This is a genomic window from Massilia niastensis DSM 21313, from assembly GCF_000382345.1.
Classification (GTDB): domain Bacteria; phylum Pseudomonadota; class Gammaproteobacteria; order Burkholderiales; family Burkholderiaceae_D; genus Telluria; species Telluria niastensis.
Genome location: NZ_KB908095.1, coordinates 1 through 24400, shown reverse-complemented (window position 1 = coordinate 24400; position 24400 = coordinate 1). Strand labels below are relative to the sequence as shown.

At 64.6% G+C, this 24400-nt stretch carries 21 protein-coding genes; 9 read left to right on the top strand and 12 right to left on the bottom strand.

Features of this window, described 5'->3' with window-relative positions:
• Nucleotides 1-45: 45 nt before the first annotated feature.
• Nucleotides 46-1128: an AI-2E family transporter gene (locus H162_RS0113295; protein ID WP_026354599.1), complete on the bottom strand. Its 1083-nt coding sequence runs from the start codon at nt 1126-1128 to the stop codon at nt 46-48.
• Between the two features lie 117 nt (nt 1129-1245).
• On the opposite strand from H162_RS0113295, the gene purM reads away from it, so the two are divergent.
• Entirely contained in the window at nt 1246-2289 is a 1044-nt protein-coding gene (gene purM / locus H162_RS0113290; protein WP_020653965.1) for a phosphoribosylformylglycinamidine cyclo-ligase, read from the top strand.
• Nucleotides 2290-2354: 65 nt separating this feature from the next.
• Here the strand turns inward: purM and H162_RS0113285 are convergent, their stop codons facing one another.
• The 6 genes from H162_RS0113285 to H162_RS0113260 all read right to left on the bottom strand — a co-directional run bounded on the left by H162_RS0113285 (nt 2355) and on the right by H162_RS0113260 (nt 11225).
• Nucleotides 2355-4367, bottom strand: coding sequence for an alpha/beta hydrolase family protein (locus H162_RS0113285; RefSeq protein WP_020653964.1), 2013 nt, complete (start codon nt 4365-4367; stop codon nt 2355-2357).
• Nucleotides 4368-4464: 97 nt separating this feature from the next.
• Nucleotides 4465-6501 (bottom strand): alpha/beta hydrolase family protein, encoded by a 2037-nt coding sequence (locus H162_RS30795; RefSeq protein ID WP_020653963.1) that lies wholly within the window; start codon nt 6499-6501, stop codon nt 4465-4467.
• 105 nt (nt 6502-6606) lie between these two features.
• The gene (locus tag H162_RS0113275) at nt 6607-8655 is read right to left on the bottom strand and encodes a sodium:solute symporter family protein (RefSeq protein WP_020653962.1); all 2049 of its coding nucleotides are present in this window, start codon (nt 8653-8655) and stop codon (nt 6607-6609) included.
• Complete coding sequence (locus tag H162_RS30790; RefSeq protein WP_020653961.1) at nt 8652-8963, bottom strand: DUF4212 domain-containing protein; 312 nt, start codon at nt 8961-8963, stop codon at nt 8652-8654. The genes H162_RS0113275 and H162_RS30790 overlap by 4 nt, the downstream gene beginning before the upstream one ends.
• Entirely contained in the window at nt 8953-10488 is a 1536-nt protein-coding gene (locus tag H162_RS0113265) for a sensor histidine kinase (protein WP_020653960.1), read from the bottom strand. The genes H162_RS30790 and H162_RS0113265 overlap by 11 nt, the downstream gene beginning before the upstream one ends.
• A 38-nt stretch (nt 10489-10526) precedes the next feature.
• A complete protein-coding gene (locus tag H162_RS0113260; protein ID WP_020653959.1) occupies nt 10527-11225 on the bottom strand; it encodes a response regulator in 699 nt (232 codons plus the stop codon).
• Between the two features lie 225 nt (nt 11226-11450).
• On the opposite strand from H162_RS0113260, the gene recA reads away from it, so the two are divergent.
• From recA to H162_RS0113225, 7 genes are all read left to right on the top strand, one after another.
• A complete protein-coding gene (recA, locus tag H162_RS0113255; RefSeq protein WP_020653958.1) occupies nt 11451-12527 on the top strand; it encodes a recombinase RecA in 1077 nt (358 codons plus the stop codon).
• Between the two features lie 73 nt (nt 12528-12600).
• Nucleotides 12601-13059, top strand: a complete 459-nt coding sequence (gene recX, locus H162_RS0113250; protein WP_020653957.1) for a recombination regulator RecX — start codon at nt 12601-12603, stop codon at nt 13057-13059.
• A gap of 427 nt (nt 13060-13486) precedes the next feature.
• Nucleotides 13487-14050 (top strand): DUF2889 domain-containing protein, encoded by a 564-nt coding sequence (locus H162_RS0113245; protein WP_020653956.1) that lies wholly within the window; start codon nt 13487-13489, stop codon nt 14048-14050.
• A 72-nt stretch (nt 14051-14122) separates the two neighbouring features.
• Nucleotides 14123-15292: an ADP-forming succinate--CoA ligase subunit beta gene (sucC, locus tag H162_RS0113240; RefSeq protein ID WP_020653955.1), complete on the top strand. Its 1170-nt coding sequence runs from the start codon at nt 14123-14125 to the stop codon at nt 15290-15292.
• Between the two features lie 18 nt (nt 15293-15310).
• Complete coding sequence (gene sucD, locus H162_RS0113235) at nt 15311-16192, top strand: succinate--CoA ligase subunit alpha (protein ID WP_020653954.1); 882 nt, start codon at nt 15311-15313, stop codon at nt 16190-16192.
• A 626-nt stretch (nt 16193-16818) separates the two neighbouring features.
• Nucleotides 16819-18075, top strand: coding sequence for a group II intron reverse transcriptase/maturase (gene ltrA, locus H162_RS0113230; RefSeq protein ID WP_020653953.1), 1257 nt, complete (start codon nt 16819-16821; stop codon nt 18073-18075).
• Nucleotides 18076-18392: 317 nt separating this feature from the next.
• Nucleotides 18393-18920 (top strand): pilin, encoded by a 528-nt coding sequence (locus H162_RS0113225; RefSeq protein WP_020653952.1) that lies wholly within the window; start codon nt 18393-18395, stop codon nt 18918-18920.
• Between the two features lie 89 nt (nt 18921-19009).
• Here the strand turns inward: H162_RS0113225 and H162_RS0113220 are convergent, their stop codons facing one another.
• On the bottom strand, nt 19010-21064 hold the full coding sequence (locus tag H162_RS0113220) for a S9 family peptidase (RefSeq protein WP_026354595.1): 2055 nt from the start codon (nt 21062-21064) through the stop codon (nt 19010-19012).
• A 186-nt stretch (nt 21065-21250) separates the two neighbouring features.
• Here H162_RS0113220 and H162_RS0113215 point away from each other — a divergent pair, with 186 nt between their 5' ends.
• A complete protein-coding gene (locus H162_RS0113215; RefSeq protein WP_040787341.1) occupies nt 21251-22216 on the top strand; it encodes a MerR family transcriptional regulator in 966 nt (321 codons plus the stop codon).
• 23 nt (nt 22217-22239) lie between these two features.
• On the opposite strand, the gene H162_RS0113210 is transcribed toward H162_RS0113215, so the two are convergent.
• From H162_RS0113210 to H162_RS0113195, 4 genes are all read right to left on the bottom strand, one after another.
• Nucleotides 22240-22953 carry a flagellar brake protein gene (locus H162_RS0113210; protein ID WP_020653949.1) on the bottom strand — a complete coding sequence of 238 codons (714 nt, stop codon included), beginning with the start codon at nt 22951-22953 and terminating at the stop codon, nt 22240-22242.
• 198 nt (nt 22954-23151) lie between these two features.
• Nucleotides 23152-23703: a hypothetical protein gene (locus H162_RS0113205; protein ID WP_020653948.1), complete on the bottom strand. Its 552-nt coding sequence runs from the start codon at nt 23701-23703 to the stop codon at nt 23152-23154.
• 9 nt (nt 23704-23712) lie between these two features.
• Nucleotides 23713-24051, bottom strand: coding sequence for a hypothetical protein (locus H162_RS0113200; RefSeq protein WP_020653947.1), 339 nt, complete (start codon nt 24049-24051; stop codon nt 23713-23715).
• 144 nt (nt 24052-24195) lie between these two features.
• The coding region (locus H162_RS0113195) for a cyclic pyranopterin monophosphate synthase MoaC (RefSeq protein WP_020653946.1) at nt 24196-24400 on the bottom strand (205 nt) is incomplete at its 5' end.

Below are 24400 nucleotides of genomic sequence, written 5' to 3'. Positions count from 1 at the left end.
GGCGTCCGCATCATGCAATGGTACATGCAAAAAAGATCATAAGCCTCAGGCATTATAGAAGCTGCTGCGCAGATAGTGTCGCCGCACGTGGCGGAATGCCACCATCAGGACCGCCGACGCGGGCAGGGCCAGCAGCACGCCGGCGAAGCCGAACAGCTCGCCGAAGGCCATCAGCGCGAAGATCACCGCCAGCGGATGCAGGCCGATACGCTCGCCCACCAGGCGCGGCGTCAAAATAAAACTCTCAATCAATTGCCCGGCGGTATAAATCACGCCGACCCAGACCAGGCCTTCCCAGCCGGTGAACTGCAGCAGCGCCGCGATCAGCGCCAGCAGCAGGCCCAGGCCGAAGCCCAGGTAGGGCACGAAGCCCAGCAGGCCGGTCAGGATGCCGACCGGCAGCGCCACGTCCAGCCCGAGCATGGACAGGGCGGCCGAGTAGTACACGGCCAGCACCAGCATCACCAGCAGCTGGCCGCGCAGGTATTGCGCCAGCAGCCCGTCGGTCTCGCGCGCCATCACGATCGTCTGCGGCGCATAGCGGCGCGGGATCGCGCCTTCGATGCGGGCCAGCAGGGGATGCCAATCCAGCAACAGGTAGAACAGCACCACCGGCACCAGGGTCAGGGTCGCGATCCAGCCGAGCAGGGCGCTGCCGCCGACGCGCACCTTGGCCAGCACCGTGGTCCAGACATCCTGGCCGCTGGCCGCGACCTGCTGGGTGAGCAGGTCGCGCAGGCCCGCGCTGTCGAGCTTTACCCGGATGCCATACTCTGCCAGGAAGGGCGACAGAATGCTGTCGAGCTTGGTGAAGAAGGCCGGGATCTTGGCCTGCAGCAACGGAAGCTCGGCGCGCAGCACCGGGATCACGATCAGCACCACGGCCACCACCGCCGCGAAAAAGGCCAGCATCACCAGCGACACCGCCACCGTGCGCGGCATCCGGGGGCGGCCCTGGCGCGTCCGGTTCAGCCGGTCGACCGCGCCGCCCAATGCATAGGCCAGGATCGCCGAGGCGATAAACGGCGACAGGATCGGTCCCAGGGTGTATAACAAAAGCGCCAGTGCCAGCCAGAGCGCGAACCAGAATGTCGATTGCTTCTGCTCTGGAGTCAAAAAAAATGGCATGCGTTTGTTGTTATGTTCGTTAAACGGGTTGGAAGAGAGCCGTTTTGCTAAAATAGAGGATTGACCAGTTCTCCCCGGTCGCCGCCTTCTATTTTACCGCCTCCGCTGCCAAATACCATGAGCCAACCATCTAATGTTTCTCTCTCCTACCGCGACGCGGGTGTCGATATCGATGCCGGCGACGCCCTGGTCGAAGCGATCAAGCCCTTCGCCAAGCGCACCATGCGCGAAGGCGTACTGGGCGGCATCGGCGGTTTTGGCGCGCTGTTTGAGATCAGCAAGAAGTACAAGGAGCCGGTGCTGGTCTCCGGCACCGATGGCGTCGGCACCAAGCTGAAGCTGGCTTTCGAGCTGAACCGCCACGACACGGTCGGCATCGACCTGGTCGCCATGAGCGTGAACGACATCCTGGTGCAGGGCGCCGAACCCCTGTTCTTCCTCGACTATTTCGCCTGCGGCAAGCTGGACGTGCCGACCGCGACCGACGTGGTCAAGGGCATCGCCCAGGGCTGCGAACAGGCCGGCTGCGCGCTGATCGGCGGTGAAACCGCCGAGATGCCGAGCATGTACCCGGACGGCGAATACGACCTGGCCGGCTTCGCCGTCGGCGCGGTGGAAAAATCGCAGATCATCGACGGCACCAAGATTACTCCGGGCGACGTGGTGCTGGGCCTGGCCTCGTCGGGCGCGCACTCGAACGGCTACTCGCTGGTGCGCAAGATCATCGACGTCGCCAAGCCCGACCTGGAAGCCGACTTCCACGGCCGCAAGCTGGCCGACGTGCTGATGGCGCCGACCCGTATTTACGTCAAGCCGCTGCTGGCCCTGATGCAATCGATGGAAGTGAAGGGCCTGGTGCACATCACCGGTGGCGGCCTGGTCGAGAACATCCCGCGCGTGCTGCAGGATAAGCTGACCGCGGTGCTGGACGGCAAGTCCTGGACGATGCCACCGCTGTTCCAGTGGCTGCAGCAGCACGGCGGCGTGGCCGACGCCGAAATGCACCGCGTGTTCAACTGCGGCATCGGCATGACCGTGATCGTCTCGAAAGAGAACGCGGACGCCGCCATGGCCCAGCTGCAGGCGGCCGGCGAGACCGTGTACCGCATCGGCGAGATCCGCGCCCGCGCGGAAGGCCAGGCGCAGACCGTGGTCGAATGATCCGGCTTGAATGAAGCACAACGGGCGCCCCGCGGGGCGCCCGTTGTCGTTCAGGACCCGGGGCGTCAGCGCGCGGCGCCGGCGCCGATGTGCCGGTCGAGGAACTTCTCGACCCGGGTCCAGAAGTCGATCCGGTTCTTCGGCAGCGACCAGCCATGGCCTTCGTCCTGATACTCGATCCATTCCACCTGCTTGTTGGTGCGCGAGACCGCATCGCGGAATGTCGTGCCGTGGTACATCGGCACGCGCCGGTCGACGCCGCCGTAGGCCATCAGCAGCGGCCGGGTGAGGCGCGCCGCCTGCTCGATGGGCGAAGTGGCCTTCAGCTGGGCGGCGTCCCTGACCTGGTCGCCGATCAGCACCGGCATGCCGTAGTTCTTCCAGTCGGCGCCGAGGTCGGAGTCGAAGCTCCAGTGGCCGTCGTACAGCAGGTTGATGTCGGTCACGCCCGCCCAGTTGACGCCGCAGCGGTACAGGTCGGGGTCGCGCACCAGTCCCATCAGGGTGGCGTAACCGCCGTAGCTGGCGCCGGCGATGCAGACGCGCTGCGGATCGGCGATGCCCTTGTCGATCGCCCAGCGCACGCCGTCGGCGATGTCGTCCTGCATCGCCAGGCCCCACTGCTTCCAGCCTGCCTGGAAGTGCGCCATGCCGAAGCCGGTGCTGCCGCGGAATTCCGGTTCCAGCACCGCATAGCCGCGCGAGGCGAGGAACTGCGATTCCGGCTCCCATCCCCAGCTCTTGCCGCGCACATAGGGGCCGCCGTGCACCAGCACCACCAGCGGCAGCTTGCTCCTGGCGCCGCCGGCCGGCAGCGTCAGGAGTCCGGGAATGGGGCGCCCGTCGCGCGCCTGGTAGCGGATCGGTTCCTGCCGGCCCATGCGTTTCGGATCGATGCCGGGATGGGTGTCGCCGATCTTGCCCAGGGCGCCAGTCTTGAGGTTGTACAACAGGAAGCTCAAGGGTTGGACGTCGGAGTAGGAGCGTACCAGCACCCATGGGGCATCCGGGCTGGCGGCCACCGAGACCAGGTTGACCGTCGCCGGCAGCAGGGCGTCGACTTTCTTCTGGATGGCCTGCATGCCGGGATCGAACCAGATGCTGGCGGTGGCGTCGGTGCGCAGCGTGACCCCGAGCAGCTTGCCGGCGCGGCTGACCAGGGCGCCGGAAAAATCGTAGCCCTCGGCCTCGACCACCGGTTCGGGACCGAGTTTCCCGGTCGTGAGGTTGAAGGTGTACAGCGCCTCGGTGTCCTTGCCGCCCGTGGCAATCACGTACAGCGCGCCGTCGTTTCCGAAACCGACCGGATCGAAGGTTCCCTCGCCGCCGGTGTAGGACCCAAAGCTGGCGATGGCGCGCCATTGCGAACTCGCCGGGTCGCGGTAATGCACGGTGGTGGTCGCGCCTTCCCATGACACCGTCAGCCGCGGCTCCCCCGCATTGTCCAGCAGCCAGTGCTTGACGGCGCGGGGACGCTGCACGGCCTGGCTCTGGCCGGTCACGGTGTTCAGGCGCAGCAGGTTGACCGCGCGCAGCTCGCCATTTTTTTCGTAGTCGTGGCTGCTCACGTAGACCCAGTCGGAGTCCTGCGCGCCAGGCTGGTCCAGCATGAAGGTATGCCAGGGCAGGAGGCGAACCTTGATGTAGCTTTCGACATCGGTGATCGTGATCCCGCGGCGCGCGGCCAGCTGGCGCAGGTGCGAGCCGTCGCGGTTGACCGCATACAGGCCGCTGGCCTCGAACTTGCCGCCCGGGCCCACCTGCTTGTCGCTGACATTGAACAGCAGGCGCTGGTCGTTGACCCATTGGAAGTCGAGCACGTCGACGTTGCTGTAGCCGGCGACCACCTTGAGCTTGTTCTCCTGCAGGTCGATCACGACGAGCATGTCGCGGCGCTCCTCGGCGCCCGACAGCGCGGCCAGGTAGCGGCCACTGGGCGACAGGCGCGCGTCGTCGAGCTGTGGATTGGCGAAGAAGTGCTGGATGGGCGGCGGGGCTGGCTGGGCCACGGCATGCGGCGCGGCCCACAGTGCGGCGGCAAGCAGGACGCTCGCCAGCTGAAAACGGCGGATGGACATGGTTCACCTCGAAAGCGAAGGCGGAAGCCTGTCAGCGGGAAACAGGAGCATACCAGCGCGAGGGCGCTGGAAGCTCACCGATTGTCACGACGCGGCCTTACGGCGCCGCCGCGCCCGCGGAGACGCCCTTGCCGATGTGCCGGTCGAGGAACTTCTCGACCCGGGTCCAGAAGTCGACGCTGTTCTTCTCCAGCCTGAAGCCGTGGCCTTCCTCCGGATACTCGACCCATTCCACCTGTTTGTTGGTGCGCATGACCGCGTCGCGGAATTGGGTGCCGTGGTTGATCGGCACGCGCATGTCGACGCCGCCGTAGGCCAGCAGCAGCGGCTGGGTGATGCGCGCCGCCTGCACCAGCGGCGAGGTGGCCTTCAGCTGGGCCGCATCCTTGATCCGGTCGCCGATCATCTCGGGCATGCCGTACATCTTCCATTCGTCGGGCAGGTCGGACTCGAAGTTCCAGCCGTTGTCGTACATCAGGTTGATGTCGGTGACGCCGACCCAGTTGATGCCGCACTTGTACAGGTCCGGATCGTTGACCAGGCCCATCAGGGTGGCATAGCCGCCATAGCTGGCGCCCGCGATGCAGACGCGCTTCGGATCGACGATGCCCTTGTCGATCGCCCAGCGCACGCCGTCGGCGATGTCGTTCTGCATCGCCAGGCCCCACTGCTTCCAGCCGGCCTTGAAGTGCTTCGCGCCGAAGCCGAGGCTGCCGCGGAATTCGGGTTCCAGCACCGCGTAGCCGCGCGAAGCGAGGAACTGCGACTCCGCATCCCAGCCCCAGGAATTGCCGCGCACGTAGGGACCGCCGTGCACCATGACCACCAGCGGCAGGGCGCGGGGCTTGGCGCCGGCCGGTATGGTCAGCAGGGCCGGGATGTCCAGGCCGTCGCGCGCCTTGTAGCGCACGAACTGCTGGCGGCCCATCCGGGCCGGATCGATCGCCGGACGCGAGGTCCCGATCTTTTTCAGCCCCCCGGTTTCCTTGTTGTACAGCGCGTACTGGGACGGAATGATGTCGGAATACGAGCGCACCAGCACCCAGGACGAGTCGGCCTGCGCCGGCACCGTGATCACGTTGACCGTCGACGGCATCAGCTTGTCGACCGCCTGCTGGACCTGCTTCATGCCCGCATCGAACCATTCGTTCGAGACGGCATCGGTCCGGAAGCTCACGCCCAGCACCTTGTCGCGGTTCGAGACGAGGGTGCCGTCGAAGTCGTAGCCGGCCGTGACCAGCACCGGCTCGGGATTGATCTTGCCGGTGCCGAAGTTGAAGGTGTGGACCGAGGTCGTTTCCTTGTTGCCGCGCGCTTCGACGAACAGCGTGCCGTCCGGGCCGAAACCGAGCGGGGTCACGGCCTGGCTGCCGTCGCCATAGGCCGGGTAGCTGGCCAGGGCGCGCCATTGGCTGCTGGCCGGATCGCGGTAGTGGATCGTGACCAGGTTTTCCTCGAAGTTCGTGGCCAGCCGCGGCTCGCCCTTGTGGTCGAGCAGCCAGCCGCGCGTGTTGCGGCCCGGACGCGGGACCGCCTGGGAAAAACCGGTCAGCGTGTTGACGCGCACCAGGTCGATGTGGCTCATCTGGTCCCTGGTGTCCCAGACGACGCTGGCGACGTAGACGAAGTCGGAATCCTGGGCGCCCTTCTGGCCGAGCATGAAGGTATTCCAGGGCAGCAGCTTGCGGCCGCGCGCTTCGCCTTCGACCATGCCGCCGCGGGTGCGCTCGGCCAGTTGCACGAATTTCCCGCCGTCGCGGTTGACCGCGTACAGGCCCGGCGCCCGGCGTATATTGCCCTCGCCGACACCCTTGTCGCGGGTGTCGAAGATCAGGCGTTCGTCGTTGACCCATTCGAATTCGCCGACGTCGGAGTCGGAGTACGAGGCCACGACCTTGCCGCTGTTGTTCTGCAGGTCGACCACCAGCAGGAAGTCGCGCTGGCCGGGCGCGCTCGAGCGAACCGCCAGGTAGCGCGCGCTCGGCGACAGCCTGGCGCCGCCGAAGGGGGAGTTGCCGAAGAAGCTGCTGAAGGACGGCGGGGCGCCCGGAGGCTGCGTAGCGGCAGCCTGGGCGCCGCACACGGCGAACGCCGCCAGCACGGCGGCGCCCAGGGCGCGGGTCAGGTAGGACATGGATTTTCCGTAAGCGAATAATTGTTATTGTGCCGACAACGGCTAGACCAGAATAACATTTACTTGAGGGAAAGTCTTCCTCTCAACGCTGACAGTTGTTTTAGATCATTCCGGCGACCGGATGTAGTCGACCATCCCGTCGCTGGCCCGGCTGGGCGGGGCCGTCAGCAGGCTCACCGCGACCACGGTCAGCAGGCCCGCCGGCACCCCGAACACGCCCGCGGCCAGCGGCGCGATGCCCAGCCACAGCGCTTCCGCGCTGCCGCCCAGGGTGGGGCTGGCGCGCAGCATGTAGTACAGGCAGACCGCGAACCCGGCCACCATGCCGGCGATCGCGCCCGGATGGTTGGCGCGCTTCCAGAACACGCCCAGCACCAGCACTGGGAACAGGGTGGAGCCGGCCAGCGAGAACGCCGCGCCCACCAGCGACAGGATGTCGGCCGGCTTCTGCGAGGCGGCGTAGGCCGCGATGAAGGCGACCGCCAGCAGCAGCAGCTTGGAGATCGTGACCCGCTTCTGGGTCGAGGCGCCCGGGTCGACGATCTTGTAGTAGATGTCGTGCGACAGGGCGTTCGAGATCGCCAGCAGCAGGCCGTCGGCGGTCGACAGCGCCGCCGCCAGGCCGCCCGCCGCCACCAGGCCCGAGACCACGTAGGGCAGGCCGCCGATCTCGGGCGTGGCCAGCACCAGCACGTCGGCGTCGATCGCGAACTCGGCCAGCTGCACGATGCCGTCGCCGTTGATGTCGGTCACGCTCACCAGCGGATTGGCCTTGTCGACGTTGGCCCAGTACGAGATCCAGGTCGGCAGCGAGCTGAAGTCGCTGCCCACCAGCGAGGTATAGATGTCGTACTTGGCCAGCACCGCCAGCGCGGGAATGGTCAGGTACACCAGCAGGATGAAGAACAGGGTCCAGAACACCGAGACCCGGGTCTCGTGCACCGAGGGCGTGGTGTAGGCCCGCATCAGGATGTGGGGCAGGGCGGCGGTGCCGAACATCAGGCAGAACACCACCGCCAGGAAGTTGTTGCGGCGCTGGTCCGACTCCGCCTCGGTCGCGCCCGGGAAGGGCGTGGCGTGCGGCTCGGGCGGGCGCGCGCGCGCCAGGTTGGCGTCGCGCAGCTCGGTCCAGCGGACGCGCGCTTCGTCGGCCGAGTTGGGATAGGTGTTCAGTTCGCGCTCGGCCTGGCGCACTTCGCCCAGCGAGGCGTTGTGCGTGCGGACCGCCGCCAGGCGGCGCTGCGCTTCCATCTTGCCCGCTTCCCACGACGCCGGCAGCGTCCGCAGGCGGGCGTCGTATTCGCCGGCGCGGCGGCGGAATTCGGCGCGCACCTGTTCTTCGCGCGGGTCGCGCGCCAGCTGCGCCTCGCGCTCGCTCAGCTTGGGCAGCAGCGAGCCGTAGGCGACCGCCGGCACCGGGTTGTCGGCGTGCTTGGCCGACAGCCAGATGGTCGGGATCAGGAAGGCCACCAGCAGGATGATGTACTGGGCCACCTGGGTCCAGGTGATGGCGCGCATCCCGCCCAGGAACGAGCAAACTAGAATACTGGCCAGGCCCAGGAAGATCCCGACCGAGAAGTCGACCCCGGTGAAGCGCGAGGCGATCAGGCCCACCGCGTAGATCTGCGCGACCACGTAGGTGAACGAGACCACGATGGTCGCGCCGACCGCCATCGCGCGCACCGGCCCGCCGCGCCCGTCCGCGCCGCCGCCGTAGCGCGCGGCCAGGAAATCGGGGATCGTGTACTGCGCGAAGCGGCGCAGGTAGGGCGCGATCAGGAGCACCACCAGGCAGTAGCCGCCGGTCCAGCCCATGATGTAGGCCAGCCCGTCGAAGCCGGTCAGGTACAGGCCGCCCGCCAGGCTGATGAAGCTGGCCGCCGAGATCCAGTCGGCGGCGGTGGCCATGCCGTTGAACATGGCCGGCACGCGGCGCCCGGCCACGTAGTACTCGGTGACGTTCGAGGTGCGGCAGATCACGCCGATGGTGGCGTACAGCGCGATGGTCGCGAACATGAACAGGTAGCCGATCCACAGGCGCGGCATGCCTTCCTGCTCGAGCAGGGCCACCGACACCAGGAACAGGCCGAAGCAGCCGGTGTACCAGAGGTAGTAGCGCGAGAGCTTGCGGAAATATCGCTGCTTGCCGCTCACGCCTGCTCCCCGAGTTCTCGCACGTAGCGGCGGTCCAGGCGCCGCATGGCCCATGCGTAGGCGCCGATGATGGCCAGCGACACCAGCGACGCGCCCTGGGCCGCCATGTAGAACGACAGCGGCCAGCCGAACAGCGAGAACTGCGCCAGGTCGCGCGCGAAGAACACGGTGCCGAAGCCGGTCGCCAGCCACACTCCGAGCAGCGCCAGGGTGATGCGGCGGGTGCGTTGCCAGTGCGCGGCGCGCGCGGCCAGGAGCCGGCGGCGCGGGGCGTCGGAGTCGGGAGGGGAGGGCTGGTCAGGCGGCATCGTCGGGTTCATGGACAGGAGGCGGGAAGGTCAGCCGGAACAGGCTGCCCGGGTATTTTTTCGAATGGCTGCGCGGATTGTTGAAGATGTCGATCTCGGCGCCGTGCTGGCGCACGATCTCGCGCACGATCGCCAGCCCCAGGCCGCTGCCCTGGGTATTGCTGCCGAGGATGCGGTAGAAGCGCTCGAACACGCGTGCGCGCTCGCCGGGGGCGATGCCGGGACCGGTGTCCTCGACCTCGACCACCGACTGCTCGCCGTCGCGCCGCACGCGCACCGTGACGCTGCCGCCGGCCGGGGTGTAGCGCAGCGCGTTGTCGATCAGGTTGGACAGCATCTCGCGCAGCATCAGCGGATTGCCGGCGATCGTGACCGGCTCGTCGGGCGGCTCGAAGCCGAGGTCGATGCGCTGCGCGAACGAGGCCTGGACCCAGTCCTGCACCGTCTCGCGGGCAAGGCGCGGCAGGTCGACCTCGTCGAAGGCCAGGCCGGCCTGCGGCTGGTTCTCGGCGCGCGCCAGCGCCAGCAGCTGGTTGACCAGGCGGGTGGCCGATTCCGAGCTCTGGGCCAGCTGTTCCAGCGAGCGGTGGATCTCGTCGGGATCGGCCTGGCGCAGCGCCAGCTCGGACTGCATGCGCATGCCGGCCAGCGGGGTCTTCATCTGGTGCGCGGCGTCGGCGATGAAGCGCTTCTGCATCTCGATGGTCTGGGCCAGGCGCTGCAGCATGTCGTTGAACGAGCCGACCAGCGGCGAGATCTCTTCCGGCACCTGGCGCGGGTCGATCGGCGACAGGTCGTCCTGGGGCCGGGTGCGGATGCGCTCCTGCAGTTCGGCCAGCGGGCTGAGGCCGCGCGACAGCGCGAACCAGACCAGCCCCAGGATCACCGGCAGGATGATGAACTGGGGCAGGATCACGCCCTTGATGATCTCGTTGGCCAGGTGGGCGCGCTTCTCGAGGGTCTCGGCCACCTGCACCAGCGCCATGCCGTCGGTGTCGCGCCGTTCGCGCAGCGGGTCGAGGTTGACGTAGGAATAGGCGATCCGGATCGGGGTGCCGTGGAAGCTGTCGTTGCGGAAGGCCACCGCGCCGGTGCGCGCGCGGTCGTCGGTATTCCCGGGCCGGGGACGCGCCAGGTCGCGGTCGCCGTCGAGGTGCTCGCCGCCCGGGCCGCTGATCTGGAAGTAGACGCTGTCGACGTCGTCGGCGCGCAGGATGTCGCGCGCGCCGTTGCGCAGCTGGGCGGTGACCCGGCCGTCGACCATGCGCACCTGCTGGGTCAGCACCGTCACGCGGTCTTCGAGCGCGTCGTCGAAGGGCTGGTTGGCGATCGACTTGGCGACCAGGTAGGTGATCGCGATGCTCATCGGCCACAGCAGCAGCAGCGGGGCCAGCATCCAGTCGAGGATCTCGCCGAACAGCGAATGCCGGATGTTCTCGTCCGGCTCGGGATTGGGCGGGACGTACAGCGGCCCGGCCAGCCCGCCATCGGGCCGGGTGTCGAAGCCGTTGTCGTAATCGTTCACTTGCAATCGTTCACGTGCGGTCCTTCACCTGTGGTCCTTCACTTGTCGCCCGGTGCGGCGCCTGCGGACTCGGCGTATTTTTCGAGGCAGTAGCCGAGCCCGCGCACGGTGGCGATGCGCACCCCGCCGACCTCGATCTTCTTGCGCAGGCGGTGCACGTAGACCTCGATCGCGTTGTTCGACACTTCCTCGCCCCATTCGCACAGGTGGTCGACCAGCTGCTCCTTCGACACCAGGCGCCCGGTGCGCGCCAGCAGCACTTCGAGCAGGCCCAGTTCGCGCGCCGACAGGTCGAGCATCTGGTCGTTGATGTAGGCGCTGCGGCCGACCTGGTCGTATACCAGTGGGCCGTGGCGCACCACGGTCGGACCGCCGCCGGCGCCGCGCCGGGTCAGGGCGCGCACCCGCGCCTCGAGTTCGGACAGCGCGAAGGGCTTGGCCATGTAGTCGTCGGCGCCCAGGTCGAGGCCCTCGACGCGCTGCTCGACCGAATCGGCCGCCGTCAGGATCAGCACCGGCAGCAGCGAGGCGCGGGCGCGCAGGCGGCGCAGCACTTCCAGGCCCGACATCTTCGGCAGCCCGAGGTCGAGGATGAGGAGATCGAACTCCTGGGTGGACAGGGCGGTGTCGGCGTCCTGCCCGTTCTTCACGCAGTCGATCGCATAGCCGGACTGGCGCAGCGACCGCGTCAGGCCATCGGCAAGTACGCTATCATCTTCGGCAAGCAGGATTCGCATGGGACACCACCTTCATTCCAGGTTAAACGTTTTCCAGGCCCGTATTGTGTTTGATTTGTCGCAACAACGCGAGCCTTGCCAATATACTCACCTTCAGTGCTTGCCACACCTGTGGTTTTACCTGATTTAGTGCTTGCCAAAACCACTGGATTTTTATACAGTAGTAGCTCTTGATATGGGCGGTCTAGCCCACACCTTGCCTACTCCACGATTGAAAGTACACCCATGGACGACAAAAAACTCGCAGTAAACGCCTCCGAAAAAGGCAAAGCGCTGGCAGCCGCCCTGGCCCAGATCGAAAAGCAGTTCGGCAAGGGCTCGGTTATGCGTATGGATGCCAATACGCCGGTCGAGGAAGTGCAGACTGTTTCCACCGGCTCGCTGGGCCTGGACATCGCGCTCGGCGTCGGTGGCCTGCCGCGCGGCCGTATCGTCGAAATCTACGGTCCGGAATCGTCGGGTAAAACCACGCTGACGCTCCAGACCATCGCCCAGATGCAGAAGCTGGGCGGCACCTGCGCCTTCATCGACGCCGAGCACGCGCTCGACGTGGGCTACGCGCAAAAGCTGGGCATCAACCTGAGCGAGCTGCTGATCTCGCAGCCGGACACCGGCGAGCAGGCGCTCGAAATCACCGACGCGCTGGTGCGCTCGGGCAGTGTCGACCTGGTGGTCATCGACTCGGTGGCGGCGCTGACCCCGCGCGCCGAGATCGAAGGCGACATGGGCGATTCGCTGCCGGGCCTGCAGGCGCGACTGATGTCGCAGGCGCTGCGCAAGCTGACCGCCTCGATCAACCGCACCAACACGCTGGTCATCTTCATCAACCAGATCCGCATGAAGATCGGCGTCATGTTCGGCAGCCCGGAAACCACCACCGGCGGTAACGCGCTGAAGTTCTACGCCTCCGTGCGCCTGGACATCCGCCGTACCGGCTCGATCAAGTCGGGCGACGAAGTGATCGGTAACGAAACCAAGGTCAAGGTCGTCAAGAACAAGATCGCGCCGCCGTTCAAGGAAGCCCACTTCGACATCCTGTACGGAGAAGGCACCTCGCGCGAAGGCGAAATCCTGGACCTGGGCGCCGACAACAAGATCGTCGAGAAGTCGGGCTCGTGGTACAGCTACGGCGGCGAGCGTATCGGCCAGGGCAAGGACAACGCCCGCCTGTTCCTGAAGGAGCGCCCGGCCCTGGCGCGCGAGATCGAGAACAAGGTCCGTGCCGCCCTCGGCGTGCGCGAACTGCCGCCGGTGTCGGGCGACGACGACGGCAAGCCGAAGCTGCAGGCGGTTGGTGAGTAATTGGCGACGTCCATGCGGCAGGGTAGCGCCGCATGAACCAGCCAATGAAGCAGCCACTGAGCGTTACTGAGCCATGCCCGCACCTGTACTGAGCCTGAAAGCGCGCGCGCTGCGCTACCTGTCGCTGCGCGAGCACAGCCGGCTCGAACTGGGGCGCAAGCTGGCCCGCTACGCCGAGGAGGGCGACGACGTCGAAGCCCTCCTGGATTTCCTCGAAAAGAACAACTGGCTGTCGCAGGAACGTTTCGCCGAATCCCTGATTCACCGGAAGGCTAGCCGTTTCGGCAACAGCCGCGTCATGGCCGAGCTGCAAAGCCATGGCGTGAGCAGCGAAGCACTTGCCGACATCAAGGCCGGGCTGGCCGACAGCGAGACGGCGCGCGCCGTCGAAGTCTGGCGGCGCAAGTTCGGTACGGTCGCCATCGATGCGGCGGGGCGCGCCAAGCAGATGCGCTTCCTGCTGCAGCGCGGCTTCTCGCAGCGCGCCGCCCGCGTCGCCATGCAGGGCGCTCCGGACGACGACGATATGTAGACGAACGACGGCGCTATATATATAAGCAGGCGCCAGCGCGGAGCGTCATCCCCGATATGCCCCGGCATATTCCTCAACGGGTGATGGCGCTGCGCGCTGGCGTCTGTTTTTCCGTATGCAGCCTTGCTTATGGCTGAAATCATCGAAGCTGATATCTGTGCCGATCACGATCGCTACGTGGACCGGACAGCTCCCATCCTTCCTCTTCCCCTCCAGGGCAACGTTGACCACTCTGCAATAAAGTGGCCTGATCGTCGCGCACCTGCAGTGAATTGCCGCCTGTTGCAGTGCAATGGATAGCCCGCTGTGATAAACTTTTGTGGTTTAAGCAGCGCCGCATGAGCGGTTGTTGCCGTGGAAGCCGCGGCAACGTGCATGAAGCACACCGGCTGCACCACTAACCGCCGCTCTGACGGCATTGGTTTTTATGTCCCTGTCTCCTCCCGTATCGCGCTCGCTCCGGCATACGCGGGCCATTACCGTCGACGCCTATGCGCGCGACGATGGCTTGTGGGATCTCGACGCCAGTATCCGCGACGTCAAGACGCGCGACATCGCGCTCGCGTCCGGCGATCGTCCCGGCGGCGTTCCGGTGCATGACCTGAAGCTGCGCATCACCATAGACCGCGATTTCACGATCGTCGATGCCGAAGCCGCATCCGATTCCGTGCCCTATCCCGGTTTCTGCGATACGATCGCTCCCGCCTACAAGAAGCTGATCGGCTTGTCGCTGATGAACCACTTCCGGCTGCACCTGAAAGACCGCCTCTCGGGCGTGCTCGGCTGCACCCACTTGACCGAATTGGCCCAGCTGCTGCCTACCGCAGCGCTGCAAGCCTACGCCGACGATGTCTTCGAGACCCGCGGCGGCGCCGACGACAACTCGGCTGAACGGCCCTTCGAGCTCGACCGTTGCCACGCCCTGCGCAGCGACGGACCTGCCGTGGCCAAGTACTATCCACGCTGGTCGATCAAAGCCGTGTCGGGTTAGCATACATAGTTGTTATTTTTCTGTAGTTCAACCGTATTTCTTAATCAGGAATAGAAGAGAAGGGAAGCCAGCATGAAAATCCATGAGTATCAGGGCAAAGAAATCCTCCGGAAGTTCGGAGTGACGGTACCGCGCGGCATCCCGTGCATGTCGGTCGAAGAGGCAGTCAAGGCTGCTGAAGAGCTGGGCGGCCCGGTCTGGGTGGTCAAGGCCCAGATCCATGCTGGCGGCCGCGGCAAGGGCGGTGGCGTGAAGGTTGCCAAATCGCTGGAACAGGTCAAGGAATACGCTGACCAGATCATGGGCATGCAACTGATCACCCACCAGACCAGCCCGGAAGGCCAGAAAGTGCGCCGCCTGCTGATCGAAGAAGGCGCGGACATCAAGAAAGAACTGTACGTGTCGCTGGTCACCGACCGCGTCACCCAGAAAGTCGTGCTGATGGCCTCGTCGGAAGGCGGCATGGACATCGAGGAAGTCGCACACTCGAACCCGGAAAAGATCCACTCGATCGCCATCGACCCGGCCGTCGGCCTGACCGATGCCGAAGCTGACGGCATCGCCGCCAAGATCGGCGTGCCGGAAGGCTCGATCGCCGACGCCCGCGCCAACCTGCAGGGCCTGTACAAGGCGTACTGGGAAACCGACGCGTCGCTGGCTGAAATCAACCCGCTGATCCTGACCGGTTCGGGCAAGGTCATCGCCCTGGACGCGAAGTTCAACTTCGACGCCAACGCCCTGTTCCGTCATCCGGAAATCGTCGCCTACCGCGACCTGGACGAAGAAGATCCGGCTGAAGTCGAGGCATCGAAGTTCGACCTGGCTTACATCTCGCTCGACGGCAACATCGGCTGCCTGGTGAACGGCGCCGGCCTGGCCATGGCAACCATGGACACCATCAAGCTGTTCGGCGGCGAGCCGGCCAACTTCCTGGACGTGGGCGGTGGCGCTACGGCCGAGAAAGTGACCGAAGCATTCAAGATCATGCTGAAGAACCCAGGCCTGAAGGCAATCCTGGTCAACATCTTCGGCGGCATCATGCGTTGCGACGTGATCGCCGAAGGCGTGATCACCGCATCGAAGGCCGTTCAACTGCAAGTGCCGCTGGTCGTCCGCATGAAGGGCACCAACGAAGACCTGGGCAAGAAGATGCTGGCTGACTCGGGCCTGCCGATCATCTCCGCAGACACGATGGAAGACGCAGCGAAGCAGGTCGTTGCCGCTGCTGCTGGACAAGCCTAATTCGCGAAGGAAAGAAAAATGTCGATTCTGATTAACAAAGACACCAAAGTAGTCACCCAGGGCATCACCGGCAAGACCGGCCAGTTCCACACCCGTATGTGCCGCGATTACGCGAACGGCAAGGAATGCTTCGTCGCTGGCGTGAACCCGAAGAAAGCCGGCGAAGATTTCGAAGGCATCCCGATTTTCGCCAACGTCACGGAAGCGAAAAAAGAAACCGGCGCCAACGTGTCGGTGATCTACGTTCCGCCGGCAGGCGCAGCCGCTGCGATCTGGGAAGCTGTCGAAGCCGAACTGGACCTGGCAATCTGCATCACCGAAGGCATCCCGGTCCGTGACATGATGGAAATCAAGGACCGCATGGCCAAAGCCGGTTCGAAGACCCTGCTGCTGGGCCCGAACTGCCCAGGCCTGATCACCCCGGACGAAATCAAGATCGGCATCATGCCGGGTCACATCCACAAGAAGGGCCGTATCGGCGTCGTGTCGCGTTCGGGCACCCTGACCTATGAAGCAGTCGGTCAGCTGACCGCGCTGGGCCTGGGCCAGTCGTCGGCAGTCGGCATCGGCGGCGATCCGATCAACGGTCTGAAGCACATCGACGTGATGAAGATGTTCAACGACGATCCGGATACCGACGCGGTCATCATGATCGGCGAAATCGGCGGCCCGGACGAGGCGAACGCTGCTCAGTGGATCAAGGACAACATGAAGAAGCCGGTCGTCGGCTTCATCGCTGGCGTCACCGCGCCTCCGGGCAAGCGCATGGGCCACGCCGGCGCGCTGATCTCGGGCGGCGCCGACACCGCGCAAGCCAAGCTGGAAATCATGGAAGCCTGCGGCATCACCGTCACCAAGAACCCGTCGGAAATGGCTCGCCTGCTGAAGGCCATGCTGTAATCCTGGCGATCTCTTGATCGACACGAGAAAGGGGAGCGCGAGCTCCCCTTTTTCTTTGGTGCGCCCGGCAGGGCGCACTTACTTGGAGGTGAAAGTCCTCTACTCGCCCGACAAGGGGAAGAGTTAGCTGAACGGCAAGGGTGTCGCGGGCGACTGCGAATCTGGAGGAAGCCGAAGGCAAAACGCTGGCCTGACGAACAGGAAGCGGATACGAGGCGACGCAGTCGGGTGAGGTGGCCAATATCATCAAAGCCCAAAACTTGTACGGAAGACTGCGGCGTATATCCGACAGGCATAAGCGCGAAGGTGAGTGCGCAATACCCGGGGAGATCTGCATGTGTGCCGACGTGCTACCGCCATCGCGAGGTGGCGGGATGCACATGCAGAAGTCAGCAGAGGGCATAGTAGGTCAGGACAAGGACGAGGAGTCCGGAGAGTCTGGCCGAAGGCCCGAACATTTAACAACGCGAGTAGGACACTTGACCTCGATGCGAACCGATGAAGCAGCAAGGCAGGCAACTGCGCCAGACAAGGAGGGACGCGACCGGATGTCGCCGAGGGCCGGGTCTGGAGCCGAGGCTGGCACGGCGGCGGGTGGGCGAACGAAAGCGGAAGGACTACGGCAGATGGAGGCCGTGGTCGAACGTGACAACCTCTGGCGAGCCTATGAGCGGGTCTTGCGGAACAAGGGAGCAGCGGGAGTCGATGGACTCACGATCGCCGACTTCAAGGCATGGCTGCAACAGCACTGGCCAGCTGTCAGGGCAGCACTGCTGGCAGGCGAGTACATGCCGATGGCGGTTCGCAAGGTGGAAATACCGAAGCCCAATGGCGGGGTACGACTGCTAGGCATCCCCACGGCACTGGACCGCCTGATTCAACAGGCGCTACTGCAAGTTCTGCAACCGGAATTCGAACCCGATTTCTCCGAACACAGCTATGGGTTTCGCCCCGGCCGCAATGCATGGCAAGCGGTACAGCAAGCACAAGGCTATATCCGGGAAGGTCGCCGCTGGGTGGTCGACCTCGACTTGGAGAAATTCTTCGACCGCGTGAACCACGACATCCTGATGTCGCGGATAGCGCGCAAGGTCAGGGACGAGCGGGTTCTGAAACTGATCCGGCGCTACCTCGAAGCGGGCCTGATGGCGGATGGGGTCGTCAGTGCGAGGACGGAAGGCACGCCGCAAGGCGGTCCACTGTCGCCGCTGCTGTCGAATATCCTGCTGACCGATCTGGACTGCGAACTGGAGCGACGGGGCCACCGGTTCTGCCGTTATGCCGACGACTGCAATATCTACGTCCGAAGCGAGAAGGCGGGACGGCGTGTGATGGAGGCGATCACCGATGATCTGGAGCGCAAGCTGCAGCTCCGGATAAATCGGGAGAAAAGCGCTGTCGCACGGCCTTGGGACAGGAAATTCCTCGGATACAGCTTTACGTGGCACAAGCAGGTGCGTCTGAAGATTGCGGATGGAAGTCTGAAGCGATTGAAGGACAAGGTGCGGGAAATCGTGGTCGGGAATGCCTCGCGCAACTTGGCGGCGGCGATCCACGGCCTCAACCCTGTGCTGCGTGGCTGGACTTCGTATTTCCGGCTGACCGAGGTAAAGGGAGTGCTGCAGGACCTGGACGGGTGGATACGCCGCAAACTACGCTGCCTGCTATGGCGGCAATGGAAGCGGCCATCTACCTATAACAGGAAGCTGCAAGCGAGGGGGCTCGACGAAGCGCGTGCACAAAAGTCGGCGAGTAACGGACGTGGCCCATGGTGGAACTCCGGAGCGAGCCACATGAACGTCGCCTACCCGAAAAGCCACTTCGATGCACTTGGGCTGGTTTCGCTGCTCGACACACGACAGCGCTTCCAGATTGTTAAATGAACCGCCGTATGCGGAACCGCATGTACGGTGGTGTGAGAGGGCGGCGAGGGTAACCTCGCCCCCTACTCGATGACTGTACTCTCATGGGCCCAATTCATGCACATGGAAGTCAACAAAAACCGCCACCTGACAAAAATTGCTCTGCGGAACTGACAAATTTTGTCACTCAACCGGACAATTCTTGCGCTGGCACAGGGTTTTGTTGGTTTGGTATTAATAAAATCGTCTATTTACGGGCTGGCACACCACTTGCATATAGGAAAGCGTAGCAAGCAGCAGTACAAGATTCCTGATCACACCACCCTGGAGAGATGAAAATGAATATCAAGCAAATGCAAACCAAGAAAGCCGAAGGCGGCTTTACCCTGATCGAATTGATGATCGTCGTCGCGATCATCGGTATCCTGGCTGCTGTGGCGATCCCGGCATACAGCGACTATACCGCGAAGGCCAAGGCTGCCAACGCGCTGACCGCTGCAGATCCGTACAAGACCGCGGTTGCAATGTGCGGCCAGGAAAACGGTTCGTTTACTAAATGCACCGAGACTGACAGCCCGAACCTGTTCCCTGATTTCACCGCGACCAAGGAAGCAACTGCGGCAGCCGTTGGTACTGGTGGCGAAATCACCCTGACCCTGGCTGACATCGGCAAAGATACCGTGGGCACCACGGTGGTGTTCACCCCGACTCTGGGCACCAGCGCTGTGACCTGGGAAATCGCTGCAAGCACCACTAACGCGGCCGTCAAGGAAGCTATCGAGAAGAACAGCGTCACCCCGCCTGCTGGCGGCGGCGGCGGCGACACCGGCGGCGGCGACACCGGCGGCGGCACCACCACCCCGTAATCTGATAGATTACCCTGCTTAGTAAAAAAGCCTGCTCTCCGGAGCAGGCTTTTTCGTTTGCGGCACATACTGCGGCCGGGGTGTCGATATCAGCGTTTCAGGTACTGGTCCAGCCACCCGATCACCGTGTGATGCCACTGCACCGAGTTCGCCGGCTTCAGCACCCAGTGATTCTCATCCGGGAACACCAGCAGCTTGCTCTCGATCCCCTTGCGCTGCAGCGCGGTAAAGCTCGACAGCGCCTGCGCGGTCGGAATCCGGAAATCCAGGTCCCCCTGGATCACCAGCATCGGCGTCTTCCACTTGTTCACGTGGTGAACCGGATTGAAGCGCTCATGGTTATGCGGCACCTGGAAGTAGGGCCCGCCGTTTTCCCAGTCCGTGAACCACTGCTCCTCGGTCGAATACGCCATGCCGCGGGTATCGAATACGCCGTCATGGTTCACGATGCACTTGAAGCCATCCGACCAGTTCCCCTGGATCCAGTTCATCATGTAGCCGCCGTAGGACGCGCCCAGCGCGCAGCTGCGCCCGCGGTCCAGCCAGTCGAACTTCTTCACCGCCGCATCCAGGCCCTTCTGCAGGTCTTCGAGCGGCTTGCCGCCCCAGTCGTTGCTGATCGAATCCGTGAACTTCTGGCCATAGCCGGTCGAGCCGTGGAAGTCGATGAACACCGTCGCATAGCCGGCGCCCGCATACACCTGCGGATTCCAGCGATAGCTCCAGCTGTTGCCGAAGCTGCCCTGCGGTCCGCCATGGACGATGAAGGCGATTGGATACTTCTGTCCCGGCTGGGCATTCCATGGCTTCATCACGTGGCCGTAGACCGTGTCGCCGTTCGCGCCCCTGAACGAGAACTGCTCGGCCTCGCCCCAGCGCACATCGGCCAGGCGCTCGGCGTTCAGATTGGTCAGCTGCTTCGGCTTGCCGCCCAGCTTCATGGTGTACAGCTGCGCGCCGGAGGACAGGTTCGCGTGCGTGTAGGCCACGGTGTCGCGCCGCACGTCATAGGCGCCGACCGCGCCCTTGTCGGTCAGCGGCGTGACCTTGCCGTTCGCGACCTCGATCGAGAACAGGCGGTGCTGGCCGATGTCTTCCGCATCGACGATCAGCGCCTTGCCGTCCGGGCGCCATTGCAGGTTGCCCGCCGAACGGTCCCAGTCCGCCGCCAGCGCACGCTTCTTGCCGCTCGCGACATCCATCAGCATGACCTGGAAGCGGTCGGCCTCGAAGCCCGGACGCGCCATCGCCAGGTAGGCGAGGGTGCGGCCATCCGGCGAGAACACGCCCTTGGTGTCCCAGGCCGGATTGTCCCCGGTCAGGTTGCGCGGCGCGCTGCCGCCCGCGGCCGGCACGGTGTACAGGTCGAAGTTGGTCGACCAGGCTTCGGTCTTGCCGGCGACGCGGACCGAGAACACGACGGTCTTGCCGTCGGGGCTGAAGCGGAATTCCTCGCGGTCGCCGAAAGGCTTGGACGGCACGTCGCCGTCGATCGAGCCCGACAGGCTGACCGGCGCCGCGCCGAGCTTGCCGCTGGCGTCGAGCGGCGCCGAGAACAGCACGGCGTTGCGGTGATCCGACCAGGTATCCCAGTGGCGGGCGAACAGGCGGTCATAGACCTTGCCGGTGGCCTTCTCCTTTTCCTTGGCCTCGATGCGCTGCTTGCTGCAGGCCAGGTCGGCGCAATCGCGGAACACCGCCATGCTGAACGCGAGGCGGTCGCCCGTGGGCGAGAGGCGGAAGCTGTCGACGTCCAGCGGCAGGTCGGTCACCTTGCCCGGTTCGCCGCCGGCGACCGGCTGGCGCCATACCTGCGACGAACCGGAGCGCGTCGACAGGAAGTACACGGCGTCGCCCGAGGGCGACCATTCCGGGTCGGTGCTGCTCGCGCTGTCGCTGGTCAGGCGTTTCGGGCTTGGCTTGTCGGCGCGCAGGTCGACCATCCAGAGCTCCGTGTGGCCACGGTTCTTGTCCATGTCCGTGCTGCGCACGGTATAGATGACGCGCGTGGCATCCGGCGACACGGCCGGGCTGCCGACCCGTTCCATGTTGACCAGGTCTTCCACGGTAAAGCCGCGCGGCGCGGCCATTGCGGTGGCGGCGGCCAGGGTGGCCGCCGCCATCGTCAGCAAACGAAATTTCATTCCATCCTCTTGATCAGGTCCGTACCCGGCAGGGCGCCGCGCACAAGGCCAGCAATTTACCATGTGACCCGGAGGGAAGTCGGCCCATGCCGCGGCAGAAGGGGAGCATTGCGGAATCTTGGCGCTATCGTCCAGGTCTTGACGCTATACTGAGTCATAACAGTAGTTCAATGCCGGGACATCAAGATGAGCTCATTATCGAAACCGGGACAGGATCCCATCATGTACCGCACCGGCGCGGCGGCCCGGCTGGCGGGCCTGCCCGTCGAGACGCTGCGGGTGTGGGAACGCCGTTACAGCCTGTCGGACGCGCAGCGCTCCGAGCGCGGACAACGGCTGTATTCGGCGGAGCAGGTGGCGCGCCTGAGTCTCCTGAAGCAGCTGGTCGACCAGGGCCACTCGATCGGCGTGCTGGCGGGACTCAGCCGCGAGCAGCTGCAATCCATGCTCGGACTGAACGGACAGGCGCCATCGACGGCCGCCATACCGGTGCGGGTGATGCTGGTGGGCGGCGCCCTGGCGCGGCGGATCGCCGCCATGGGGCGCGATGCCTCGGGACTGGACGTGCGCGGCCACTGCGCAAGCCTGGACCAGGTGCCGCAACTGCCGCGCGATGCGGGCGCCGAGGTCCTGGTCGCGGAGCTGTCCGAGCTGGACGACACGGCCGTGCCGCTGGTCGTGGCGGCGCGCGAGGAGGCGGGCGTCGCGGCGGTGGTGGTGCTGTATCGCTTCTGTCCCAGCGCGACCATCCGCGCCTTGCGCGCGCAAGGCTGCCTGGTCGCCCGCATTCCCGCCGACCTGGGCGAGCTCGGACTGCTGTGCCGTTCGGCCCTGGGCGGCCAGCGCATGCAGGTGCCGGAGCAGGGGATGCCCGCGGTCGCGCCGCGGCGCTTCGACGAGGACATGCTGGAGACGATCACGGCCGCCGGCAACCGGCTGGCCTGCGAATGCCCGCGCCATTTGTCCGATCTCTTGATGATGGTGGGCAGTTTCGAGCGCTACAGCATCCAGTGCGCATCGCGCAATCCCGACGACGCCGCACTGCATGCGCAACTGGCGCTGGCGGCGGGCCGCTCGCGCGTATTGCTGGAAGATGCGATGGAAAAGCTGGCGATCGCAGAAGGCTTGCCCTTGCCGAACCGCTGGAGTTGAGAAGAAGAGGCGCCTGGCCCCTTCTAGACGATCTTGTTGCGGTCCGCCAGCAAGGCTTCGTAGGTCATGTTCTGCAGCAGCGTGTAATGCACAGGATCGAGATCCACGAATTGCACGCCATAGCTGTACAGCCCGGACTGGTCCGGCGCCGGCTGGGCGACTGTCACGTTCCTGATGATGGCCGGCGTCTCCACCTGCGCTTCCTGGTTGCCGGGCGGGATGACGAGCGTGAAGCCCAGGCTCACGGTTTCTCCGTTGGGCGGCAGGGGATGCGCCGAGTCGATGCGCGCACCCGTCACCGAGACATTCGCCAGGAGGCAGTCAACCGGCGCCGCATCGCTGTCCTTGCCCGTCACCCGCACCGGAATCTCGGCCTTGACCCGCATCGCGCCGCGCAGGCTGGTGCCATGGATCGAGGTGGGGAAGGACAGGTGCACATAGGACAGGGGACGGGCGAACACGCGCTCGACCGTGCACGCGAACGAGCACACATGCACGCCCGAAAACACCCTGATCGTTACCCGTTCACCCTCCGTCAGCCCGATGGGCATGCCGTTTTCGTTCGGGATCTTGACGATGATGTACTCGTCCTTGACGTAACCGATCAGCGTCGAAAAATGCTGCACGGGCTTGACCCGGCGATGCGTGATGAGCTGCAGGCGAATGCCGACCTGCATGTTCAGCGTCTCGAACTCGAATTCTTGTGGTTTGAGCTCGTGGGCTTGTGCGCTGTTCATATCGTTGAAAGGGGATGCTGCTTGGCCATTGCCGCAGAGTAAAAGGCGAAATCATATCAGTTACCGGCGCAGCGAATGCCATCCCAAGGTCACGCATCTTGCCCCAAAGCTGGGAATGCGGCATAAATAAGACACTTGTAAAATTGGCCATGCAGGTCGGAATACTTGTTATGTTTTCCGCATGTGCACATTGATATGTCAGAGCGCCAGGCTCAGCGACACGGCGATGAGCCGCTGCTGCCGGTCATAGGTGAAACGCAAGCTCCCATTCACTTCCGGATCCCGGTATTCAAGGATGCGCGCGTCACCGTCATGCATGGGAGTGGGAATCTCCCAATTCATTCGCAGGCCCTGGCGTTCTGCATATTCGCGGAACCTGGCGACCACTTCTTTTTCGCGGTCCAGTCCCTGCGCGCGGCTGTAGCGCACCACGGATGTCTCCGGGGGCATCCATGAGGTCTCGAAGGTCGACTGGTCCGGCCAGGTGAATTCCAGCCGGCCTGCTTCTTCGCTGCCGACCTTGCCCCTGCATCCGGAGGGCTTGCCCTTCCATGCCACCAGTTGCTGGTAGAAGCGGTCGTGGGCACGGGTAGCGTCAGCCGCCCTGGCGAGCCCGGCGCCCGAACTTCCTGGCGCCGGCGAGCAGCGTAAGGGCTCACTTGCATTCGCGCTCGCCGAGGTGGCGGCCAGTGGCAGCAGGAACAGCCACCCCATCAGCGGCGCGCGCCATGCGTGGATGATCCTGGCCACTCCCGTGCCTCAGCGTGCGGGCTTCATGGCGCCTGTCATGGTGTCGGTATAGACCTGGCCCATGATCTCGAACGCTTTCTGGTTGGCGTCGACCAGCCGCCCGAACGATTGCTGCGTGACCGACTCCGCATTTTTTGCCAGGGCTTCCATGCACGATTGCGATGCGCTCACGAAGGCCTTGATGGTTTCTTCCTGGACGATCTGCGTCGAGCTCAGCCAGAGCTGTTCCGTATTGGCACGGATCGAATCCGCATAGACCTTGGTAATCTTCGAAAACGCGTCCTGATAAGGCTGGGTATTCAACTGGACAGACACTGCAGTGAATTGCGGGTAGGCGCTGGTGGTCATGACACATCCTCTCGGGACAGATTCAGGTGAAAAAGCGAGAAACGCGTTTTGTGCGATGCACCATCAGTATAGGCTGAGCATTGGAATTGTCTACAGCGATTCAGTTCGCTTTTAACAAAGTGCCTGCGTGCGACATTTTCTTATTCACAGCGCATCGATATCGGCAGTCCAGTCCCCGCTCTTGCCGCCGTGCTTTTCCAGCACCCGCACATTGCTCATGACCATGCCGCGGTCCACCGCCTTGCACATGTCGTAGATGGTCAGCAGGCCGACCTGCACCGCAGTGAGCGCTTCCATCTCGACCCCGGTCTTGCCGATGGTCTCGACCTGGGCGCGGCAGTGCACGCTG